Here is a 16,567-nt window from a genome sequence, read left to right as displayed (position 1 = left end):
TGATTGCCACTTCGTTTGCAAGCTTTGGTGGAGATAACTTTCTCCAATTTAATTTTGCAGCCTGTAGCTGTTTGCCCTCCCCAATCCAGCGGCGGAACTGACCGACGAAATACGCACTGTAGGCATCGGAACCCAAAGTTGCCGCAGCGCATCACCGATCGAGTGGTTGCAACAAAATCAAAACACTGCGTAAGGGATGTTATTTGATACGACTTCTGTCTGAGTGCGTTGTGCTTCACCTCTTACTTACATCGTAGGGATCAAATTTCTCAACGCTGCTACGATCTCACTTTCAACCTGCTCAAGCTGCAAACCACGCTTCAGTGTTAGCTCTCGGAACAGGTTTTCTATTTCAACGTTTTGCGACCAAACTCGAATAAGATGGGCGTCGCCGGTCTAAAATTAACATTAAGTACGTGCGCTTTCAAAATCTGACCAAGCTTCCGAGAACTTCTCAAAGTCAAAATCATCTGCACGCGCTGCATCAAGAATAATATTTTCTGTTGAAAGCAGTCTGTTAATCGCGGTTTCCAAACTCGGCACAACGTCCTCTGGAACGACCACCGCCCCATGTTGATCAGCATGCACCAGATCACCATCATTCACCTGCATACCGAAGATCTCAACCGGCGTGCCAATCTCCTTAACGTGGACAAAACCGTGGCTTGGACCGGTTGATCCTGCAATCACTGGATACCCTTCAGGCACATCGCCAAGGTCACGCATAACGCCGTTGGTGAGCGTCCCGGCAATACCAAATCCCTTATGAACTGTGGTATTGATCTCCCCCCAGAAAGCACCGATGCAGTGAGGAAAATCGAGATCTTCGATCACTGTGATCGCCGGACGTGGTCCTGTTGCCATATGTTTATAATACGCCATACGGCGTTCTTTGATCACCTCTGGCGCTTCACTCGGCGGGCTCACGGCGGCGATCTTTGCCGTACGCGCGTAACCCACTATGGCACCTTCCTCCGGTGCTGAACACAGCATGGTGCCGCGTGTAAAATCGTTAAAGCCGCGTTTGCCTTGCGCCACTTCAATGGCGTTGCAGACAGTTGGCGTATCTACGGATTGCAGCAGTTTTAATAGAGATTGTGTCATATTAGCTCTCCAGCCAATGGCGCAGGGCCGCATTGGTCTGTTCCGGTTGTTCAAGGGTGGGCAGATGACCAGCCTCTTTGATGATCTCAATTTGGCTGTTTGGCAGTAGGTCATGTATCAAAGTATGGCGATCTAAAGGACAAAGCACATCATCTTCGCCCATCAACACAAGCGCTGGACCGTTGAAAGATTTTAGTGTCTCGGTCTGGTCCGGCCGAGACGCAAGCGCGTTGGACTGATCGACAAACACATTGGGCCCTAAGTCAGTCGCCATGGCCATACATAGATCAAGGATCGCACCCAAGTTTGGACCGTCAGTCAGATAGTTCGGTTTCATTTCATCGCGCATCACGCGTCGCAATTCACCCGCCTTCGCGGCCTCAATCTGAAGCGTGCGGCCCAATTTAACGTCATCTTTCTCTGCCAAAGGGTTGGTGTCGAGCAGAGCCACTCGCTCGACCCTTTCAGGAGCGAGACGTAGGATTTCCATGGCGACAATGCCGCCCATGGAAAGTCCTGCTAGAGAGAACCTCTCAGGCGAGGCCGCCAGAATTTGCGCTGCCAAACCTTCGACGGTGTCATGCCCCACCAAAGGGTGGCACATAACCGGGTATTGCCCAGAGAACGCGTTGATTTGCGGCCCGAAAAGACGCGCATCACACATCATTCCGGGCAGAAAGACGATAGGTGTCACAGGCGCCCCGAGGCCAGCGCTGCTCCATCAGACAAGGCTTTCAGCTTCGCATAGGCGATGTCAGGATCAACGGCGCCAAAGCCCGCAAAGGTACCAAAACCACAGTCAGAGCCTGCAATCACACGCTCCGCGCCAACGATGTCGACAAAGCGTTCGATCCGTTGGGCGACCAGCTCTTCGTGTTCGATGAAGTTGGTTGTTGTGTCCACGACACCCGGCACGAGAACTTTATCTTCAGGGATTTCGGCTTTGCGGTCTTTGAATACGGTCCATTCGTGCGCGTGGCGCGGGTTTGATGTTTCAAAGAGAAGATACTGCGCCTTGGTGGACATCAGCGTGGTAAACACCTTATCCATCGGAATGTCACAGCAATGCGGTCCTTCGTAGTTACCCCAGCAGATGTGAACGCGCACTTTGTCAGACGGCACATTCTGCAGCGCATGGTTCAATGCTTCGACGTGCATATTCGCGATCTTCAGGAACTCCTCATCGCTCATGTCTGCAAAGAGCATATGGCGCGACAGGGCGAGGTCCGGGCAGTCCAGTTGCAGGTCCAGACCAGAGGCAACGATGGTCTCGTATTCGTCCTTCATGGCGTCCGCCAAAGCCGCCAGATAAGCCTCGCGGTTTTTGTAGTGGCTGTTTTGCAGGAACAAAGAAATCACACCCGGAGAGGCCGCATTCATGAACCCTCCGGTGGCACCGTGCGCCTCCATTGCGGCCTTGAGGTTATCGATGTCATTCGCGAGGTCGTTGGTGCCTTTCGATGTCACTTCACCTGTACACATCGGACGCGCGTAGGTCGGTGTGCCTCCGTCGTCCGAAAGGCGCTGCAGAAAACTTGGGAACATCTTCAGATCAGCCGGTGCATTGCGCGGGCTATCGCCTGAGAAACCTGTGTAACGATCTTTGACGTAGGTCGCGTAGGAAATCTTGGAGGTTTCACCGTCGCTGACAATGTCCACGCCCGCCTCAACTTGCTTGCGCACTGTTTCAGAAACCGCGGATGTCATGCAGGCATCAAAGGCAGCCTGATCGTAGGGCTGTTCCTTTTCGCGCGCAAAAATGAAGTCGACCACGTCTTGGCTGCGGGGCAAAGAGCCCACATGGGATGTTTGGATCTTGGCCATATGGGCTCTCCCTTATTAGTTTTGGATTCCGGTCCAGGTCGCGCCGGCTGGATCGTCGGTTGCCGTGATGCGATAGAGACCCGCGTTACCGGTCATGGATGGCTCAACCGAGTAGCATTCACCTTCCAGAACCAGAACTGTGTCGCCATTCGAGATACTGGTTTCGACGTCTTCCACGCGCACTTTCCAGTGGCCGCTGGCTGGCATCAGAACCACCGGTTTTTTCGCCTTCGACACATCAGACGTGCTTGAGCCACGTGATAGGAAATCAACCTCGAAACCTGGTTTGTCTTTGATCACACCGCTTTCGCCAATCACAATGGCTGGTTTTTGGGACGAAAGCGCCATCAGATCCCAATAGCGGGCAACGTATTTGCCGATGACGTCCTCGACCGGCACCTCTGGATAGTCCCGCATTTGCTCTTCGGTCAGCAAAGGCATCGGGCGCACGTTATGCGGCAGTTCTTCACCCTTTTTGCTGTCATAAAGCACGCCATTGTCGCCCAGCATCAGGCCATGATCCTGCGCGTCCTGGATGACCTGCGGAGCCCAAGTCACGCCGCCGCCAGCATCGTCACCACCCAGCATCGACATGATCATCCCGTAGTCCTGACCGACGTTTTCAAAGCCGCGGAAAATGCCGGTCGGGATGTTGAAGATATCACCTTCTTCGGCGATAAACTCACCCGCGGTTCCATACCGCCCCCAAAAGAAGCGCCAGCGTCCTTTGGCGACAAAAAAGACTTCAGCGGTTGTGTGGGAGTGCAATGAGTTACGGCACTTTGGTGGCTGCCCCGCGGCCCCGATATTAAAGCCGATCTTGTCGGTGATATGAACGTGTTGATCCGGGCTTTCGGAGACACCACCACCAATAATGGTGAAGTTTTCTTTCTGATCGCTACCCGGAGTATGGGCGTCGATGAAGGCGGTTTTGCAAGGCTTCAGCTCGCCATAACGAACGATGCGGCTTTGGATGGATGATTTGGACATTTCAGTATTCCTAATGAATTTCAGATGGTTGCGCGTTTCCTTAAACAAGGGCCACGCTCATCCCGGGGGACGCAGGTTCAACCGTCTTGCGCGCAGGCTTTGGCGGAACATATGGAACCGCCGCGTGGCGTGGGTTTCATGCACCCCTTTGATCAGGGTTTGATATGTCAGGGCAACGCCCATCAAAGGTCTCCGGTTTGCAGCAGGATTTGCTTCCAGATGGCTACCTCGTCAAACAGTGTGTATTCTCGGCGAATTTTGGGCTCACCTGAAATCAAGGCACCGAACTCCGCGTGACTGATGCCCAGTACGTAAACGTCTTTGCCTGTCGGCGCGCCAAAGATACCCCAGCCGTCATGTTTGCCGGTCAGGCTCCAACGGATCGCGGCACGGGGTGGCATCATTGGATCGTCGCGGCCGATCTGATGCTCGATCTTGAAAATTGCGTTCGGGAAGGAAGCACGCAGCCCCATCCAGAAGCGGTCTACTGCGCCCCAACTGTGACCTGTCTCACCACCCGGATATTCACCCTGCACTGCCCGGTCGTATTCCTGCGGAACAACGGCGAAATCGGCTGACATCATGCGGGTCAGAATGTCGGCGTAGCGCTCACCCCACTCATTGTCATTACCCCTACCCTTGTAAGGCCCTTCAATGTCATTGGCAGGCGTCAAAGGTATCACGCAGGCATCAGGCCCACCTTCGCGGGCGATTTGATCGCGGGTAAAGTCAACCGGATCCCAACCCATCTGGCGTACGACCGCACTGTTGTCACGGATCAGCCACTCATCATTGATGGCGTTATCGATGGCATGGCAATCAGCCAAGATGCGATAGCGCAGGGGCTTGCCGGTGGCCTTCCCAAAGGCCCCATCGCCAAGGTGGGTTGCCGTAGACAGAATTCGGTGAGAACTTAGCATGCCCGCTTCCGGCGTTCCGGACCAGATTACATCCTCGCCAAACAGCGTACGATCTGGAAACTCGGAAAGCGTCTGTGCAGTTGCACCAATAACCCCTTGGTTGCCTGTGGAAACGGATCCCGGCATGCGCACCACGATGTCTTTGGCATAATATTCATGCAGAGTCGCGAGACCACGGTCTTCCCAGATCTCCTTTGTGATCCCGATGATGTAATCCGGGAAGTCTTTGAATTTCGGATCAAAACCCTTCATGTGACACTCTTATTCGTGTTCCAGCCCTCAGGAATTCGGGCTGAGCTGCGCACCACCAAAGGGCCATCGATGGCGACACGGCGGGGGCAAGCTGTTTCTGGGGATTGAATGTGCTCCATCAGCACATCCACGGTTTCTTCCACCATGGAATTTGCGCGCTGGCGCATGGTGGTTAAATCATAGCCCCGCCAAGCGGCGGGGGGAACGTCGTCATAGCCTACTACAGACACGTCCTCGGGCACACGCAGGCCCAGATCGTGGCGGATCACATCCATGACCGCGAAGGCCATGTGGTCATTGGCCACAAACACCGCATCCGGGCGTTGCTCGGCTGGAACGTCAAACATCTCGCGCGCAGCGTCCTTCGCCCTGTCGCTATGGAAATCACCTACGGTACGCGCAAAAACATCGCGTCCGGCATCCTGCAGCGCTGCGCGGAACCCAGCCTCGCGATCTCGCTGCGTCGAGGCCCCGTCCCAGCCCGCAATATATCCAATGCGTTCATGGCCTCCTGCCAGCAGGAACTCAGCGATCTTGCGCCCTCCGGCGTAGTTGTCAGAGGTGATCGACGTGATGCCTTCAATGTCCTGACTCCGGTTAAAGAGCACAATCGGCACACCGGCCTGAGCGCAACGTGAGGCAATATCAGATGACATGGCTACCGAGGCCATCACAATGCCATCCACTTGATAATCCAGAATTTCTTCCATAACGCCATCAACGTTTTGCGCTGTTTGCTTGGTCATGAAAACCAGCACGTGATAGCCTTGTTCCTGCAGAGCATTAGACAGTTTTTCCAAAGTTTCCGGGTAGAAGAAATTCTCTAGATAGGCGACGACCAACCCGATGATGCGGCTTTTACCTTTGACCATGGCGCGGGCCAGAACATTGGGCCGATAACCCAAATCCTTAGCCGCCTCGCGCACTTTGTCAGCGGTCTTTTTGGACACAGAAGCTCCGGGCGTGAAAACGCGCGAGACTGCGGATTGGCTCACCCCTGCTAACTGCGCGACCTGAAGTGATGTGACCTTTTCTGCCATTAGCCCGCAGTCCAACCTCCGTCTATCAATAGAGATGTACCAGTGACCATGGCCGAGGCATCCGAGGCCAAATATTGCACTGCCCCCATGATGTCTTCAACTTCGCCCACCCGGTCCAATTTAATCTTGCTCAGAATCCACTCAAACCGCTCTGGGTTTTCAAAGGTGCTTTCCGTTAGAGGCGTGCGAATGAAGGTCGGGCAGATCGAATTGATGCGGATGCGCTGCTTGCCCCATTCCATCGCCATGCCTTTGATCATGCCTTCAAGCCCATGCTTACTGGCACAATAAAGCGCACGATCAATGCCACCTGTATGACCCATCTGGCTAGAGATATGAATGATTGAACCCGGTTTTCCTGCCGCAAGCATCGCTTTGGCCGCCATGGCCGATAGGAAATAAGCAGAACGCAGATTCACATGCATGACAGCATCATAATCGTCAGGTGTCGTATCTACGGCGGCGCTATGGCGCGCCAAACCAGCAGAGTTTATCACCACATCGAAGGCATGTTCTTCCATGGTCTTTGCCAAGGACGTGACATCGCCTTGATCCAACGGGAGCGCTTTGACGTCATAGCCCGCGCCCGTCATAGCGGAAACTGCACCTTCCAGCCGGTCCAACCCGCGAGCCGCGCAGTAAGTCTGCGCACCTGCTTCGGCTACAGCCACAGCGCAACCAAGGCCAATGCCTGAGGAGGCGCCGGTGACAAGAACCTTTTTGCCGCTAAGGTCAAAGGAAGGGGTTTTCGGTAGGTCAGTCATACATCCATTCCTGAGGGCACTGATATTGGCCCCATATTCCGGGACTTGTTGAATTCGCGCATCCGCGCAAAAACATCCAACCCCAGTTGATTATAGATATCTAAGAGGTCGACCAAAACCCAGTTTTCCCGGATCTTACCCGCCTCAACGCGCCAGAAATCAAGCGAGCGCAGGGTGATCTTTTTCCCTGTTGGTGGAAGGCCAAGCCAACCATCCGCTGAATGGGTCTGCGCCATATTGGGCCAGCCAGTCACCGCCGCGAAATCACCATCTCCAAAGAAGTGATGAGTGATCTCATCCTCATATCGACCTCGGTCCGGCATCGCCGCCAGAAACGGAATTTGATGCCAGTTTCGAAACCCAGACATGCCCCGCGCTGTTCCAATCCCAGCGGGGCCATACCAGCTTACCTTTGGGTGCCAAAACCGATCAGCCTCCATGACCTCTGGCCCACCCTGAGACGGGTATTTGATAAGATGCTGGATCATTTTCATGATCAAATCACAAGACGCTTGGCTTTTTGCGTCATCGCGAGGACCAGAAACCAATCCGTTTTGCAACGCAGGTCCCGGCACTAACCACTCTCTTCCCAAAGATGGGGCAAGCGGCCAAGAACTTGCTTGCATCATGACGTCTGGAATGTCCCAGATGGCCTGCACTTCGACGACTTTATCATTTTCAAACCGATAGAACTCGTGAAAGCGCATGGAAACCTGATGACCCGTTGGTGGAATATCGAGCCAAGGTGCCAAAGACGTGCCGGTGTAATAGCCCCCGCAGCCCACCCAATCGAGGCCACCCTCGTCTGGGCCTGCGACAACAATAAAATCTCGGCGTTCCAAGTCCGGCCAAGCTTTGACAAGACCGGAAAAGGCTGTGTCAAAAAAAGCCTGTGGACCGTTTAGATCTCCAAATGGGTGAGACAGATGCACTTCAGCGTCAGCGGCCATGACTTCCGCCATCGCCGCCTTTACAAAATTTGTGTCAAAATCATACAAAGCCTGCCTAAACGGAGCTAAGAGTGCTTTGTGATGAGAGTGCCTATCCATAAAGTTGATACGCCTATTCCGCCGCGTCGCGATACGGCGCACCAGTGCCATAAGGTACATTCATACCTCCGTAACGACGCACGCGAACGTTACATTGCTCAGCATGACCAACAAAGCCTTCCAGCATACACAGGCGGGAACCGTATTCACCAATCAAAGTTGCCGCCTCGTCGGTTGTGACCTTCTGGTAGCTGTGGGTTTTCAGATACTTACCAACCCAAAGACCACCAGTGTAACGGCCTGCCTTTTTGGTTGGCAACGTGTGGTTTGTGCCGATGACCTTGTCGCCATTTGAAACGTTGGTGCGAGGACCCAAGAAAAGCGCGCCATAACAGGTCATATTCTCAAGGAACCAATCGTCGCGATCCGTCATGACTTGGACGTGCTCTGACGCGATGTCGTCAGCTACAGTCAGCATTTCATCATAAGTGTCGCAGACGATGACCTCACCATATTCTTCCCAGCTCACACGTGCGGTCCCAGCGGTTGGCAGAATGCCCAGAATTCGGTCGACCTCGGCAAGGGTTTCTTCGGCGAGCTTTTTGCTGTTGGTCAACAAGACACATGGGCTGTTGTAGCCGTGTTCCGCTTGCCCCAAGAGGTCGGTTGCACAAAGTTCACCGTCTGCTGCGGTTTCATCTGCAATCACCATGGTCTCGGTAGGACCTGCAAAGAGGTCAATGCCAACGCGGCCAAAGAGTTGACGCTTTGCTTCTGCCACAAAGGCGTTGCCCGGACCGACAAGCATATGCACCGGATCAATGGTCTCAGTCCCCAGAGCCATCGCGCCAATCGCTTGTATGCCACCCATAACATAGATTTCATGTGCGCCGCCAAGGTGCATCGCTGCAATCACAGCCGCATTAGGCTTGCCTTTGAAAGGTGGTGTGCAGGCGATGATGCGTGGAACACCCGCCACAGATGCTGTCGCAACAGACATATGCGCCGAGGCCACCATCGGGAATTTACCGCCCGGAACGTAACAGCCCACGGATTGCACAGGGATGTTCTTGTGGCCCAAGATCACACCCGGCATGGTTTCCACTTCGATGTCGAGCATCGAGTCCCGCTGAGCCTGAGCGAAGTTACGCACCTGTTCTTGAGCGAACTTAATATCTGCCAGCTCGCGCTCGGACAAAGACGCGATCAGTGTATCGATTTGCTCTTGGCTCAGACGAAAGCTTTCGGGTGAGTAGTTGTCGAATTTCTCCGACAACTCTCGAACTGCTGCATCACCACGGGTTTCGATATCCTTCAGCGTGGCTTCCACGACTGCGCGGGTCTTTGCGTCGTCCTCAGCACGATCAGCTTCAGGTTTTCCGCGTTTCAGATATTCGATGGTCATCCTATGATCCTCAGTTTTCAGGACGTGGAGCCACTTTCTCTCCACGATCAAATGCTTCCCAGCCATGGCCATTGAAAAGATCGACACCCAATTGGGCAGCGACATGGGCGAAATCCACATTCACCCAGTTGTCCACGATCTTGCCGTCGACAACTTTCCAGAAGTCCATGTAGCGGATTTCCACCCGCTTGCCGGTTGGGGCGATCCCCAGAAATTCGCCACTGTGCGTGGCCTCTTGGCGACCAAATGCAGCGGCCCACTCGCCCATATAAAGGCGCGCTTCGTCGATACAGGTCTTGTCTGAGAACGCCGCCTGAAAGGGGCGTTGCCAGTTGTCTTGAAACTCTTGCAGGCCGGTTTTTGTGCCGCAGCCTTGGTTGCCCATCCAGCGAAACCCTTGGCTGAAAAATTCACCAATATCGTCAATACGGTGATCGTTCAGACCGTCGACCATGGTTTCAATCACGGTGCGGGTTTCTTCGGTTTTGCTTAAGTCGGTGTCGCGTGTCAGCACCGCTTGTTCAGGGCGTGAGCCTTTCATGTGTTGTCCTTTCAGAATGCCAAGAGAAATGAAGTAGAGGGGAGAAAGAGGGGGAAACCCGGCTTACTTCAAAAAATCCCTTGGCATCCTGTTCAGTGCAGGATGGCGCGACAGAGCGCCATGTCTTGCATTTGAACTCATCCTTTGACAGCCCCGGCAGTCAGGCCCGATACGATCTGACGCTGGAAGAACATCACCAACACAAAGAGCGGTGCGGTTGCTGAAACAACGGCGGCAACGGCGAACATCACATTGCCCTCTTCCAAGGTTGAGCCAAGGAAGGCTGCAATCGCAGGTACCATTGTGCGGTTCTCTTCACTCAACAGCATCGAGGTCACTGCAAAGTCATTGTAAGCCAGCAAGAAGCTAAAGAGCCCCGTGGTGATTACCCCCGGCCACATCACTGGAATGATCACATGACGGAAGGCCTGGAATTGGTTGCAACCGTCCACCTTGGCGCTTTCGTCCAGATCTTTCGGGATGTTCAGAAAGAAGGAATGCAGCATCCACAGGGTAAAGGGCTGGTTGATCGCCACCAAGACGATGATGGAAGTTGGCAGGTGGCCCCAGAGGTTCCACTCAAAGAAGGGCAAGAGGTAGCCAGAGACCAGCGTGATATGCGGCATCGCGCGGAAAACCAAAGCGATCATCAAAAGCCAGAAAGCGTATTTTTTACCGGATCGGGCAAGGGCATAGCCGCCCAAGGTGCCAAAGGTCAGGGAGATGATGACGGTGAAGAACACAACAATGAAGGTGTTGATCGCCGCGCGCCAGAACTCTTCTTTGATCCAAGCGCCTTCGTAGCCTGCCCCAGTAAAGGTGCCTCCAGTTTCGACCAGAGTGCGCGTGCCCCAAAGGGCATTGCGCCAATCCGCCTTAGAAAAGAAGTCGCCTTGGACTTTGAAAGAGCCCCAAAGAGTCCAGACGAATGGGAAGGCTGCGATCACCAACCAGAGCAGAACAAAGGCTGAGGAAAAGATGACCAGTGAACGCGAGGAGCGATTAAGTGCAGTAGACATCAAGCAGCCTTTCCTTTGAAGTCGCGCCATGTGCGCATGAGCACAGGGAACAAAATAATGATGACGCCAAGGACAGTTAGAACCGAAGTTGCCGCGGCAGAGTTAAAGCGAATGATGTCGCTGCGCATATCTGCGTAGATGATGTATGAGAGCGACGGAGCGTTCGCCTGAGCCGAAAAGCCAACGACCGGTTCAAAGACCTTAAAGTTATCCATCAACTGGATCAGCGCGATAAATGTCACCAGCGGCATCAGGTGTGGAATGACTACAAAGCGAATTTGCTGCCAGCGTGTTGCCCCATCGATCATCGCTGCTTCCAAAGAATCCGTGTTCACGGTCTGCAGGCCAGCGTAGAAAACAACGAAGGCGAAGGGCGCTGAGCTCCAGATGCCGTAGAACATCACGGTCATCCAAGTCAGCGCAGGCGAGGCCTTCAGGGACAGATTGGAGTCGTCAAACATCCATTGCAGCGTCTTCCCGATCACGCCCTGGGCGTCGATCATCCAGAAGAGGATCAAAGAGCCAATCAAGGGCGTAATGATCATCGGCAAGAGCGAGAGAAAGATCGTCGGGCCTTTGAGGATCGGTGTGATCCGGTTCACCCCAAGGGCGATCATCAGACCAAAGACAATCACAAGCGGTGTGACGACAAATGTATAGGCCAAGGTAAAGAACAGGGCCTTATAGAATGGCAGGTTGTAAATCTCTGAAAAGAACCCACCCAGACTATCTTGAGTCCGCCAAGCCTCTGCGATTTCTTTGGTCGCAAGGTGGCCGCGGTCCATATAGGTGCTAAGCCCAGCAAACCGCCCAAGGGGTCTTTCTTCTTTCAGCTTTGCAGTGGCCTCGGTGTCAACGGAGCTTTCTTGTGCACACCCAAACGGGCCGCAGTTCTCAGTGACGACGATCACCTGCTCATGCTCGATGAACATCGACTGCACAACAACCGACACCAGCGGCAAGGCAATGAATAGGAACATTGCTGCCAAGCTGGGCAGAATAAACCAAAAGAACGTTTTGTTACGCATGAGAGCCCCATCTGGTTCGTTTAGGGTGAGGCAAAGTCAGCGCGCTGCCGACTTTGCCCAGGTTCAGCTTCGCTTAGTTCAGGAAGCCTTTTTCTTTTGCCGCAGCCACATAAGCAGCTTCGACATCTGCCAGTGCTTGCTCTGCAGATTCACGACCTTGCAGGAACTCAGTCAGTTCCGCACCCGCCGCATTGTGCATCAGCCCCATGAATGGGATCATTGGGTAAGGCTTGGCACCACCCTGTGCAGTTCCGGCAACGCCAGCAGAGGACGAAGTTGGCTGGTAGCCTTCCACAAGCCAAACAGCTGCGTCGTTGTTTGCCATGATGTTTTTAGACGAAATGCCATTCACCAGCGCAATAAAGGTCGCTTCCGCATCTTCGTCGCTAATGTTGTTAGAGATTGCAAAACCATCCCACCACAGTGTGGACGCAGGTGTGCTGCCACCGCCAACAGTTGGAGAACCTACAAGAACGGTGTTGTTCACGATGTCAGCTGTAGAGCCTTCGTCATCCAGAATGCCGGTGCCGCGAGAGCCCCAGAGGTGCGCAATCGCGACATCACCGGATTCCCAGTTCGCTTGAACCGCGTTGGAGTCAAAAGTCAGGAAGTCTGGGTTGGATAGCTCTGTCAGCGCTTTCAGACTGTTCAGCGCAGCGACACCGGTTTCGTTGTTGATGTTTGGCTCAGCAGAACCTGGCTTGAAAAACTCACCGCCATGGCCGAGGAACATGTTCACGAACTCCTCGCCCAAGTTCCAGCCTGTTTTACTGGTTGTGGCGAATGGATATTCCATGATGCCGGCATCTTTGATCGCTTGGGACGCTGCAACGACTTCTTCATAAGTGGTTGGAACTTCCAGACCTGCTTGCTCCAGAATGTCTTTGCGCACAAACAAGTGCTGCGCGTTCGCCATGAAGGCCACCGCCATTACCTTGCCATCGATGGTGATGAACTGGTTTTTGGACAGGCTCTGGCCGTGCTTTGCAATCAGATCATCCAGCGGACGGATCAGATTGTCACCCAGCAGAGGTACGATCGCGCCGTTGTTGGTGATCACGGATGTGTATTGCGCTGGGTTTGGTGTCAGCGCGGCAACTTGCAAATCACGGTAATCTTTGTTCAGGTTGCTTTCGACAGTCACACCTTCGCCCGCACAAGCTTTCGCACCGTCAACAACGACTTGAATCGCTTCAAATTCGTTGCCGATGATATTCACATTGCCCGCGGAAATTCCGCAGCCTGCGTAGGCGGTTGTGCCCATAAACATGGCCGCGGCGCCGATCATGGATAGTTTTTTGATAGACATTTTTGTCTCCCTGTTTTGGGTCAAAAATCCGGACAGATGACCCGGTTGGCCCTCTTTGCATGCCGAGGGCGGCTAGTTGGGGTTAGTCCCCCAGTCGTGCACCATCTGCTGCATTGAACAGATGGCAAATCTCTTTTGGAACGTTGATTGACACCATATCGCCAATCTCGGCACGGAAAGTCTTGTCTGCCTTTACAGATACCAGCGCAGAGCCCACACGCACCGAAATCATCGTCGCGTCGCCCAAAAGCTCCAACGTATAGATCGGCGCGTTGATCTGACCCGAGCCTTCGGCCGACAAGGTCGCATCTTCGGCGCGGTAGCCCAGTGTCAGCGGACCATCCGGCGCGTTCAGCCCAGTGATTTGGACGTTTTCAGCCACAAAGGCACCGTCCTTTATTTCACCATCCATAAGGTTCATGGCTGGGGAGCCAATAAAGCTAGCCACAAAGGCGTTCGCTGGTTTGTCATAAATATCTGTCGGAGAGCCAACCTGCTGCACCACACCACCCTTCATGACAACAACGCGATCTGCCAATGTCATGGCTTCGATCTGGTCGTGGGTCACATAGATGGTGGTTACAGCCAACTCATGGCTCAGGTTTTTGATCTGCGCGCGCGTCGAAACTCGAAGTTTGGCATCAAGGTTCGAAAGCGGCTCGTCCATCAAGAACACATTCGGCTCACGCACAATAGCACGCGCCAAGGCCACACGCTGACGCTGGCCGCCGGAAAGTTCAGCTGGTTTACGGTGCAAGAACTCATCTAGTTCAACCATCGCCGAGGCCTGGCGCACTTTTTCTTCATGTGTCGCAGGATCAATGCCGCGCACCCGCAATGGGAAACGGATGTTTTCGTAGACATTCATGTTTGGGTATAGAGCGTAACTTTGGAACACCATCGCCACGTCACGGTCTTTCGGCTCCAGATCGTTTACGACCTTACCGTCCACAAGGATCTCGCCCTCGGTGACATCCTCAAGACCCGCAATCATTCGCATCGTGGTGGTCTTGCCGCAGCCCGATGGCCCGAGAAGAACCAGGAACTCCTTGTCTGCAATGGTCAGGTCAAAATTATCAACACCAACAAAGGATCCCCAACGTTTCCCAACATTGCGCAACTGAATTTCGGCCATGTGATCCCCCTGATGGATTCTTTTGGTCATCTTGCATACGTTTGCAAAACGGTAATGCCGCTAGGTAACTTCTGGCAAGACTTTTTTGCATACGTATGCAAATATTACGAAGGCTTGCGAGTCATCTAAAACACAAACGTAATACAAGCACTGAATAACAAAGGAAAAACCGTGTCCTTCCAAACGCAAAAGCGACTCGTCCTGGACTATTACAAAGCGCTGGATGCAGCGGCCCCGTCTGAGGTTGTTAGCGCTGTCACGGAGTATTGTGTCGAGGAAACACTCTGGCGCGGCTTCCATCCATTCAATGAGATTCGCGGTGCAAAGGAGGTTGCAGTGCGCTTCTGGCAGCCCCTTAAACAGAGCCTAACAGGCATGCAGCGGCGTCTGGATATCTTCTTTGCAGGCGACAATGTCTATTCTGATCCGGGCGGGGTCTGGGTCTGCTCAATGGGTCACCTGATGGGCCTCTTTGATATGCCATGGCTAGGAATCCGCCCGACCGGCAAACTCACTTTCTTGCGTTATTCGGCTTTTCATAAGATCGAAGATGGCAAGATCACCGAAACCGCGATGTATTTCGACATCCCTCATCTGATGATGCAGGCTGGCCAAAACCCCTTCCCGCCTGAAACCGGGGCAAACCTTGTTCAACCCGGGCCGCTGATGCACAACGGCCTGTTATTTGGCGACCACGACCCAGCTGAAGGTCAAAAGACACTGGATGTCATCGACCAAATGGCGCGCGACTTGGGTCAATGGGACTCCGGGATGCCCTTGGAAGAAGAATTGCGCCGCACATGGCATGAAGACATGCTGTGGTGGGGCCCCGCAGGGATTGGCGCGACATACACGATCCCGCGTTATGCCGATCAACATTCTCGCCCCTTCAGAGCCTCCTTCTCTGAACGCTCCAAAACCAAACACCTTTGCCGCATTGGCGAAGGGCAATACGGGGCCTTCTTTGGCTGGCCCAATTTTGTCGCCACCCCAAGAGGAGGCTTTATGGGCATGCCTGCGACCGGCAAACCCGGCGAGTTTCGTGTGATCGACCTTTACCGCCGTGAGGGCGACAAGCTGAAAGAAAACTGGATATTCATTGACCTGCTGCATTTCTGGAAAGGCCAAGGCGTAGATATTCTGGAACGCACCACAGAGATTGAGACACCGTCTGGAGCGACATCATGAGAATTGATGCCCATCACCATCTCTGGGATTTGAACGCAGTCCATTATCCATGGGTTATGGCTAAAGGCGAACCGCGTTTCTTTGGCGACCCAACGCCTATTCAGCGCGATTACCTATTGGATGAATTTGCCGCTGACGCAAGCGCCTATGGATTTGAAGGGTCGGTACATATCCAGGTAGGCGCTGCGGATCCTTTGGAAGAAGCTGTTTGGGTTCAATCAGTTGCTGACGCCAATCCGAGCTGGCCAATGGTTCAAGTTGCCTTTTGCGATCTAACCGCTCCTGACGCAGACGAGCAACTGGACTCCTTGCAAAACCTTTCTACGGTTCGAGGTGTCCGTCAGATTATTGGACGCGCACCCGGTGAGGACACGCAAACAGGCACCAATGACGTCTTGGATAATCCGCTTTTTGCGGAAAGGCTGCGCTCGCTTGCAAACAGAGGCCTCAGCTTTGATCTGCAACTGTTGCCGGAGCTAATGGAGAAAACTGCAGAAATCCTAGCGACGGCACCAAATACCAAAGTCGCGCTGTGTCATGCCGGCTCCCCTTATGATCGATCTGTAAGCGGCATCAAACTATGGAGCGCAAATCTTAGAACACTATCTGGCCTCCAAAATGTTTACTGCAAGCTCTCAGGGCTTGGCATGTTTGAACACAATTGGACCGAAACCAGCCTGCGCCCAATCATTGACACCGTATTTGACCAATTCACGTTTGAACGCACAATGTTCGGATCGAACTTCCCCGTAGATTCTCTGACATCAAACTACGAAAAATTGTTTGAGACATATTCCAATAGCCTTAAGGATGCTCAACACGATGCATTCTTCGGTCGAACGGCTCAGGTTTTCTATGGCCTAGGTTCTTGAACATTTTTTTGACACCGTAAGCTACGTTGATCAAAAGAAAACCTAGCCTCAGCTAAGCTTCATTCGCATTATGGACCTGTCACGGATTGATGCCGCTCCGATTGCTCACTTAAGCGGCCTTAAGATCTCCGACTTTTCATATGCGGTATACCTCATACTTGGTCGCATCCACCGTCGATCATGCATT

16 protein-coding genes are annotated in these 16,567 nt (G+C 53.4%); 2 read left to right on the top strand and 14 right to left on the bottom strand.

Translation table 11 applies throughout. The annotated features are described in order from the left end of the window. Positions 1 to 408: 408 nt before the first annotated feature. From JXQ85_RS04105 to JXQ85_RS04040, 14 genes are all read right to left on the bottom strand, one after another. Positions 409 to 1,104 carry an RraA family protein gene (locus JXQ85_RS04105; RefSeq protein WP_421747598.1) on the bottom strand — a complete coding sequence of 232 codons (696 nt, stop codon included), beginning with the start codon at positions 1,102 to 1,104 and terminating at the stop codon, positions 409 to 411. A gap of 1 nt (position 1,105) precedes the next feature. Next, on the bottom strand, positions 1,106 to 1,798 hold the full coding sequence (locus tag JXQ85_RS04100) for an alpha/beta fold hydrolase (RefSeq protein ID WP_421747596.1): 693 nt from the start codon (positions 1,796 to 1,798) through the stop codon (positions 1,106 to 1,108). Further along, positions 1,795 to 2,928 (bottom strand): cobalamin-independent methionine synthase II family protein, encoded by a 1,134-nt coding sequence (locus JXQ85_RS04095; protein ID WP_421747594.1) that lies wholly within the window; start codon positions 2,926 to 2,928, stop codon positions 1,795 to 1,797. The genes JXQ85_RS04100 and JXQ85_RS04095 overlap by 4 nt, the downstream gene beginning before the upstream one ends. 15 nt (positions 2,929 to 2,943) lie before the next feature. Continuing rightward, on the bottom strand, positions 2,944 to 3,918 hold the full coding sequence (locus JXQ85_RS04090; protein ID WP_421747592.1) for a cupin: 975 nt from the start codon (positions 3,916 to 3,918) through the stop codon (positions 2,944 to 2,946). Positions 3,919 to 4,100: 182 nt separating this feature from the next. After that, positions 4,101 to 5,090 (bottom strand): ester cyclase, encoded by a 990-nt coding sequence (locus JXQ85_RS04085; RefSeq protein ID WP_421747591.1) that lies wholly within the window; start codon positions 5,088 to 5,090, stop codon positions 4,101 to 4,103. Continuing rightward, positions 5,087 to 6,130, bottom strand: a complete 1,044-nt coding sequence (locus JXQ85_RS04080) for a LacI family DNA-binding transcriptional regulator (protein ID WP_421747590.1) — start codon at positions 6,128 to 6,130, stop codon at positions 5,087 to 5,089. Before JXQ85_RS04080 ends, JXQ85_RS04085 begins: the two co-directional genes overlap by 4 nt. Next, entirely contained in the window at positions 6,130 to 6,894 is a 765-nt protein-coding gene (locus JXQ85_RS04075) for an SDR family NAD(P)-dependent oxidoreductase (RefSeq protein ID WP_421747589.1), read from the bottom strand. Before JXQ85_RS04075 ends, JXQ85_RS04080 begins: the two co-directional genes overlap by 1 nt. Further along, entirely contained in the window at positions 6,891 to 7,943 is a 1,053-nt protein-coding gene (locus JXQ85_RS04070) for an ester cyclase (RefSeq protein WP_421747732.1), read from the bottom strand. The genes JXQ85_RS04075 and JXQ85_RS04070 overlap by 4 nt, the downstream gene beginning before the upstream one ends. Positions 7,944 to 7,956: 13 nt before the next feature. Beyond that, positions 7,957 to 9,288: a histidinol dehydrogenase gene (gene hisD, locus JXQ85_RS04065; protein ID WP_421747588.1), complete on the bottom strand. Its 1,332-nt coding sequence runs from the start codon at positions 9,286 to 9,288 to the stop codon at positions 7,957 to 7,959. A gap of 10 nt (positions 9,289 to 9,298) precedes the next feature. Beyond that, a complete protein-coding gene (locus JXQ85_RS04060) occupies positions 9,299 to 9,829 on the bottom strand; it encodes an ester cyclase (RefSeq protein WP_421747587.1) in 531 nt (176 codons plus the stop codon). Between the two features lie 137 nt (positions 9,830 to 9,966). Beyond that, positions 9,967 to 10,848 carry a carbohydrate ABC transporter permease gene (locus tag JXQ85_RS04055; protein ID WP_421747586.1) on the bottom strand — a complete coding sequence of 294 codons (882 nt, stop codon included), beginning with the start codon at positions 10,846 to 10,848 and terminating at the stop codon, positions 9,967 to 9,969. After that, a complete protein-coding gene (locus JXQ85_RS04050) occupies positions 10,848 to 11,876 on the bottom strand; it encodes a carbohydrate ABC transporter permease (protein WP_421747585.1) in 1,029 nt (342 codons plus the stop codon). The genes JXQ85_RS04055 and JXQ85_RS04050 overlap by 1 nt, the downstream gene beginning before the upstream one ends. A gap of 73 nt (positions 11,877 to 11,949) precedes the next feature. Further along, positions 11,950 to 13,185: an ABC transporter substrate-binding protein gene (locus JXQ85_RS04045; protein ID WP_421747584.1), complete on the bottom strand. Its 1,236-nt coding sequence runs from the start codon at positions 13,183 to 13,185 to the stop codon at positions 11,950 to 11,952. Between the two features lie 82 nt (positions 13,186 to 13,267). Then, positions 13,268 to 14,320, bottom strand: a complete 1,053-nt coding sequence (locus tag JXQ85_RS04040) for an ABC transporter ATP-binding protein (RefSeq protein ID WP_421747583.1) — start codon at positions 14,318 to 14,320, stop codon at positions 13,268 to 13,270. Between the two features lie 171 nt (positions 14,321 to 14,491). Here JXQ85_RS04040 and JXQ85_RS04035 point away from each other — a divergent pair, with 171 nt between their 5' ends. Next, complete coding sequence (locus tag JXQ85_RS04035) at positions 14,492 to 15,508, top strand: ester cyclase (protein WP_421747582.1); 1,017 nt, start codon at positions 14,492 to 14,494, stop codon at positions 15,506 to 15,508. Next, a complete protein-coding gene (locus JXQ85_RS04030; protein WP_421747580.1) occupies positions 15,505 to 16,380 on the top strand; it encodes an amidohydrolase family protein in 876 nt (291 codons plus the stop codon). Before JXQ85_RS04035 ends, JXQ85_RS04030 begins: the two co-directional genes overlap by 4 nt. The last annotated feature ends 187 nt before the right edge of the window (positions 16,381 to 16,567 follow it).

Source organism: Cognatishimia sp., from assembly GCF_049116455.1.
Classification (GTDB): domain Bacteria; phylum Pseudomonadota; class Alphaproteobacteria; order Rhodobacterales; family Rhodobacteraceae; genus Cognatishimia.
This window is presented reverse-complemented; position numbering and strand designations above follow the sequence as displayed.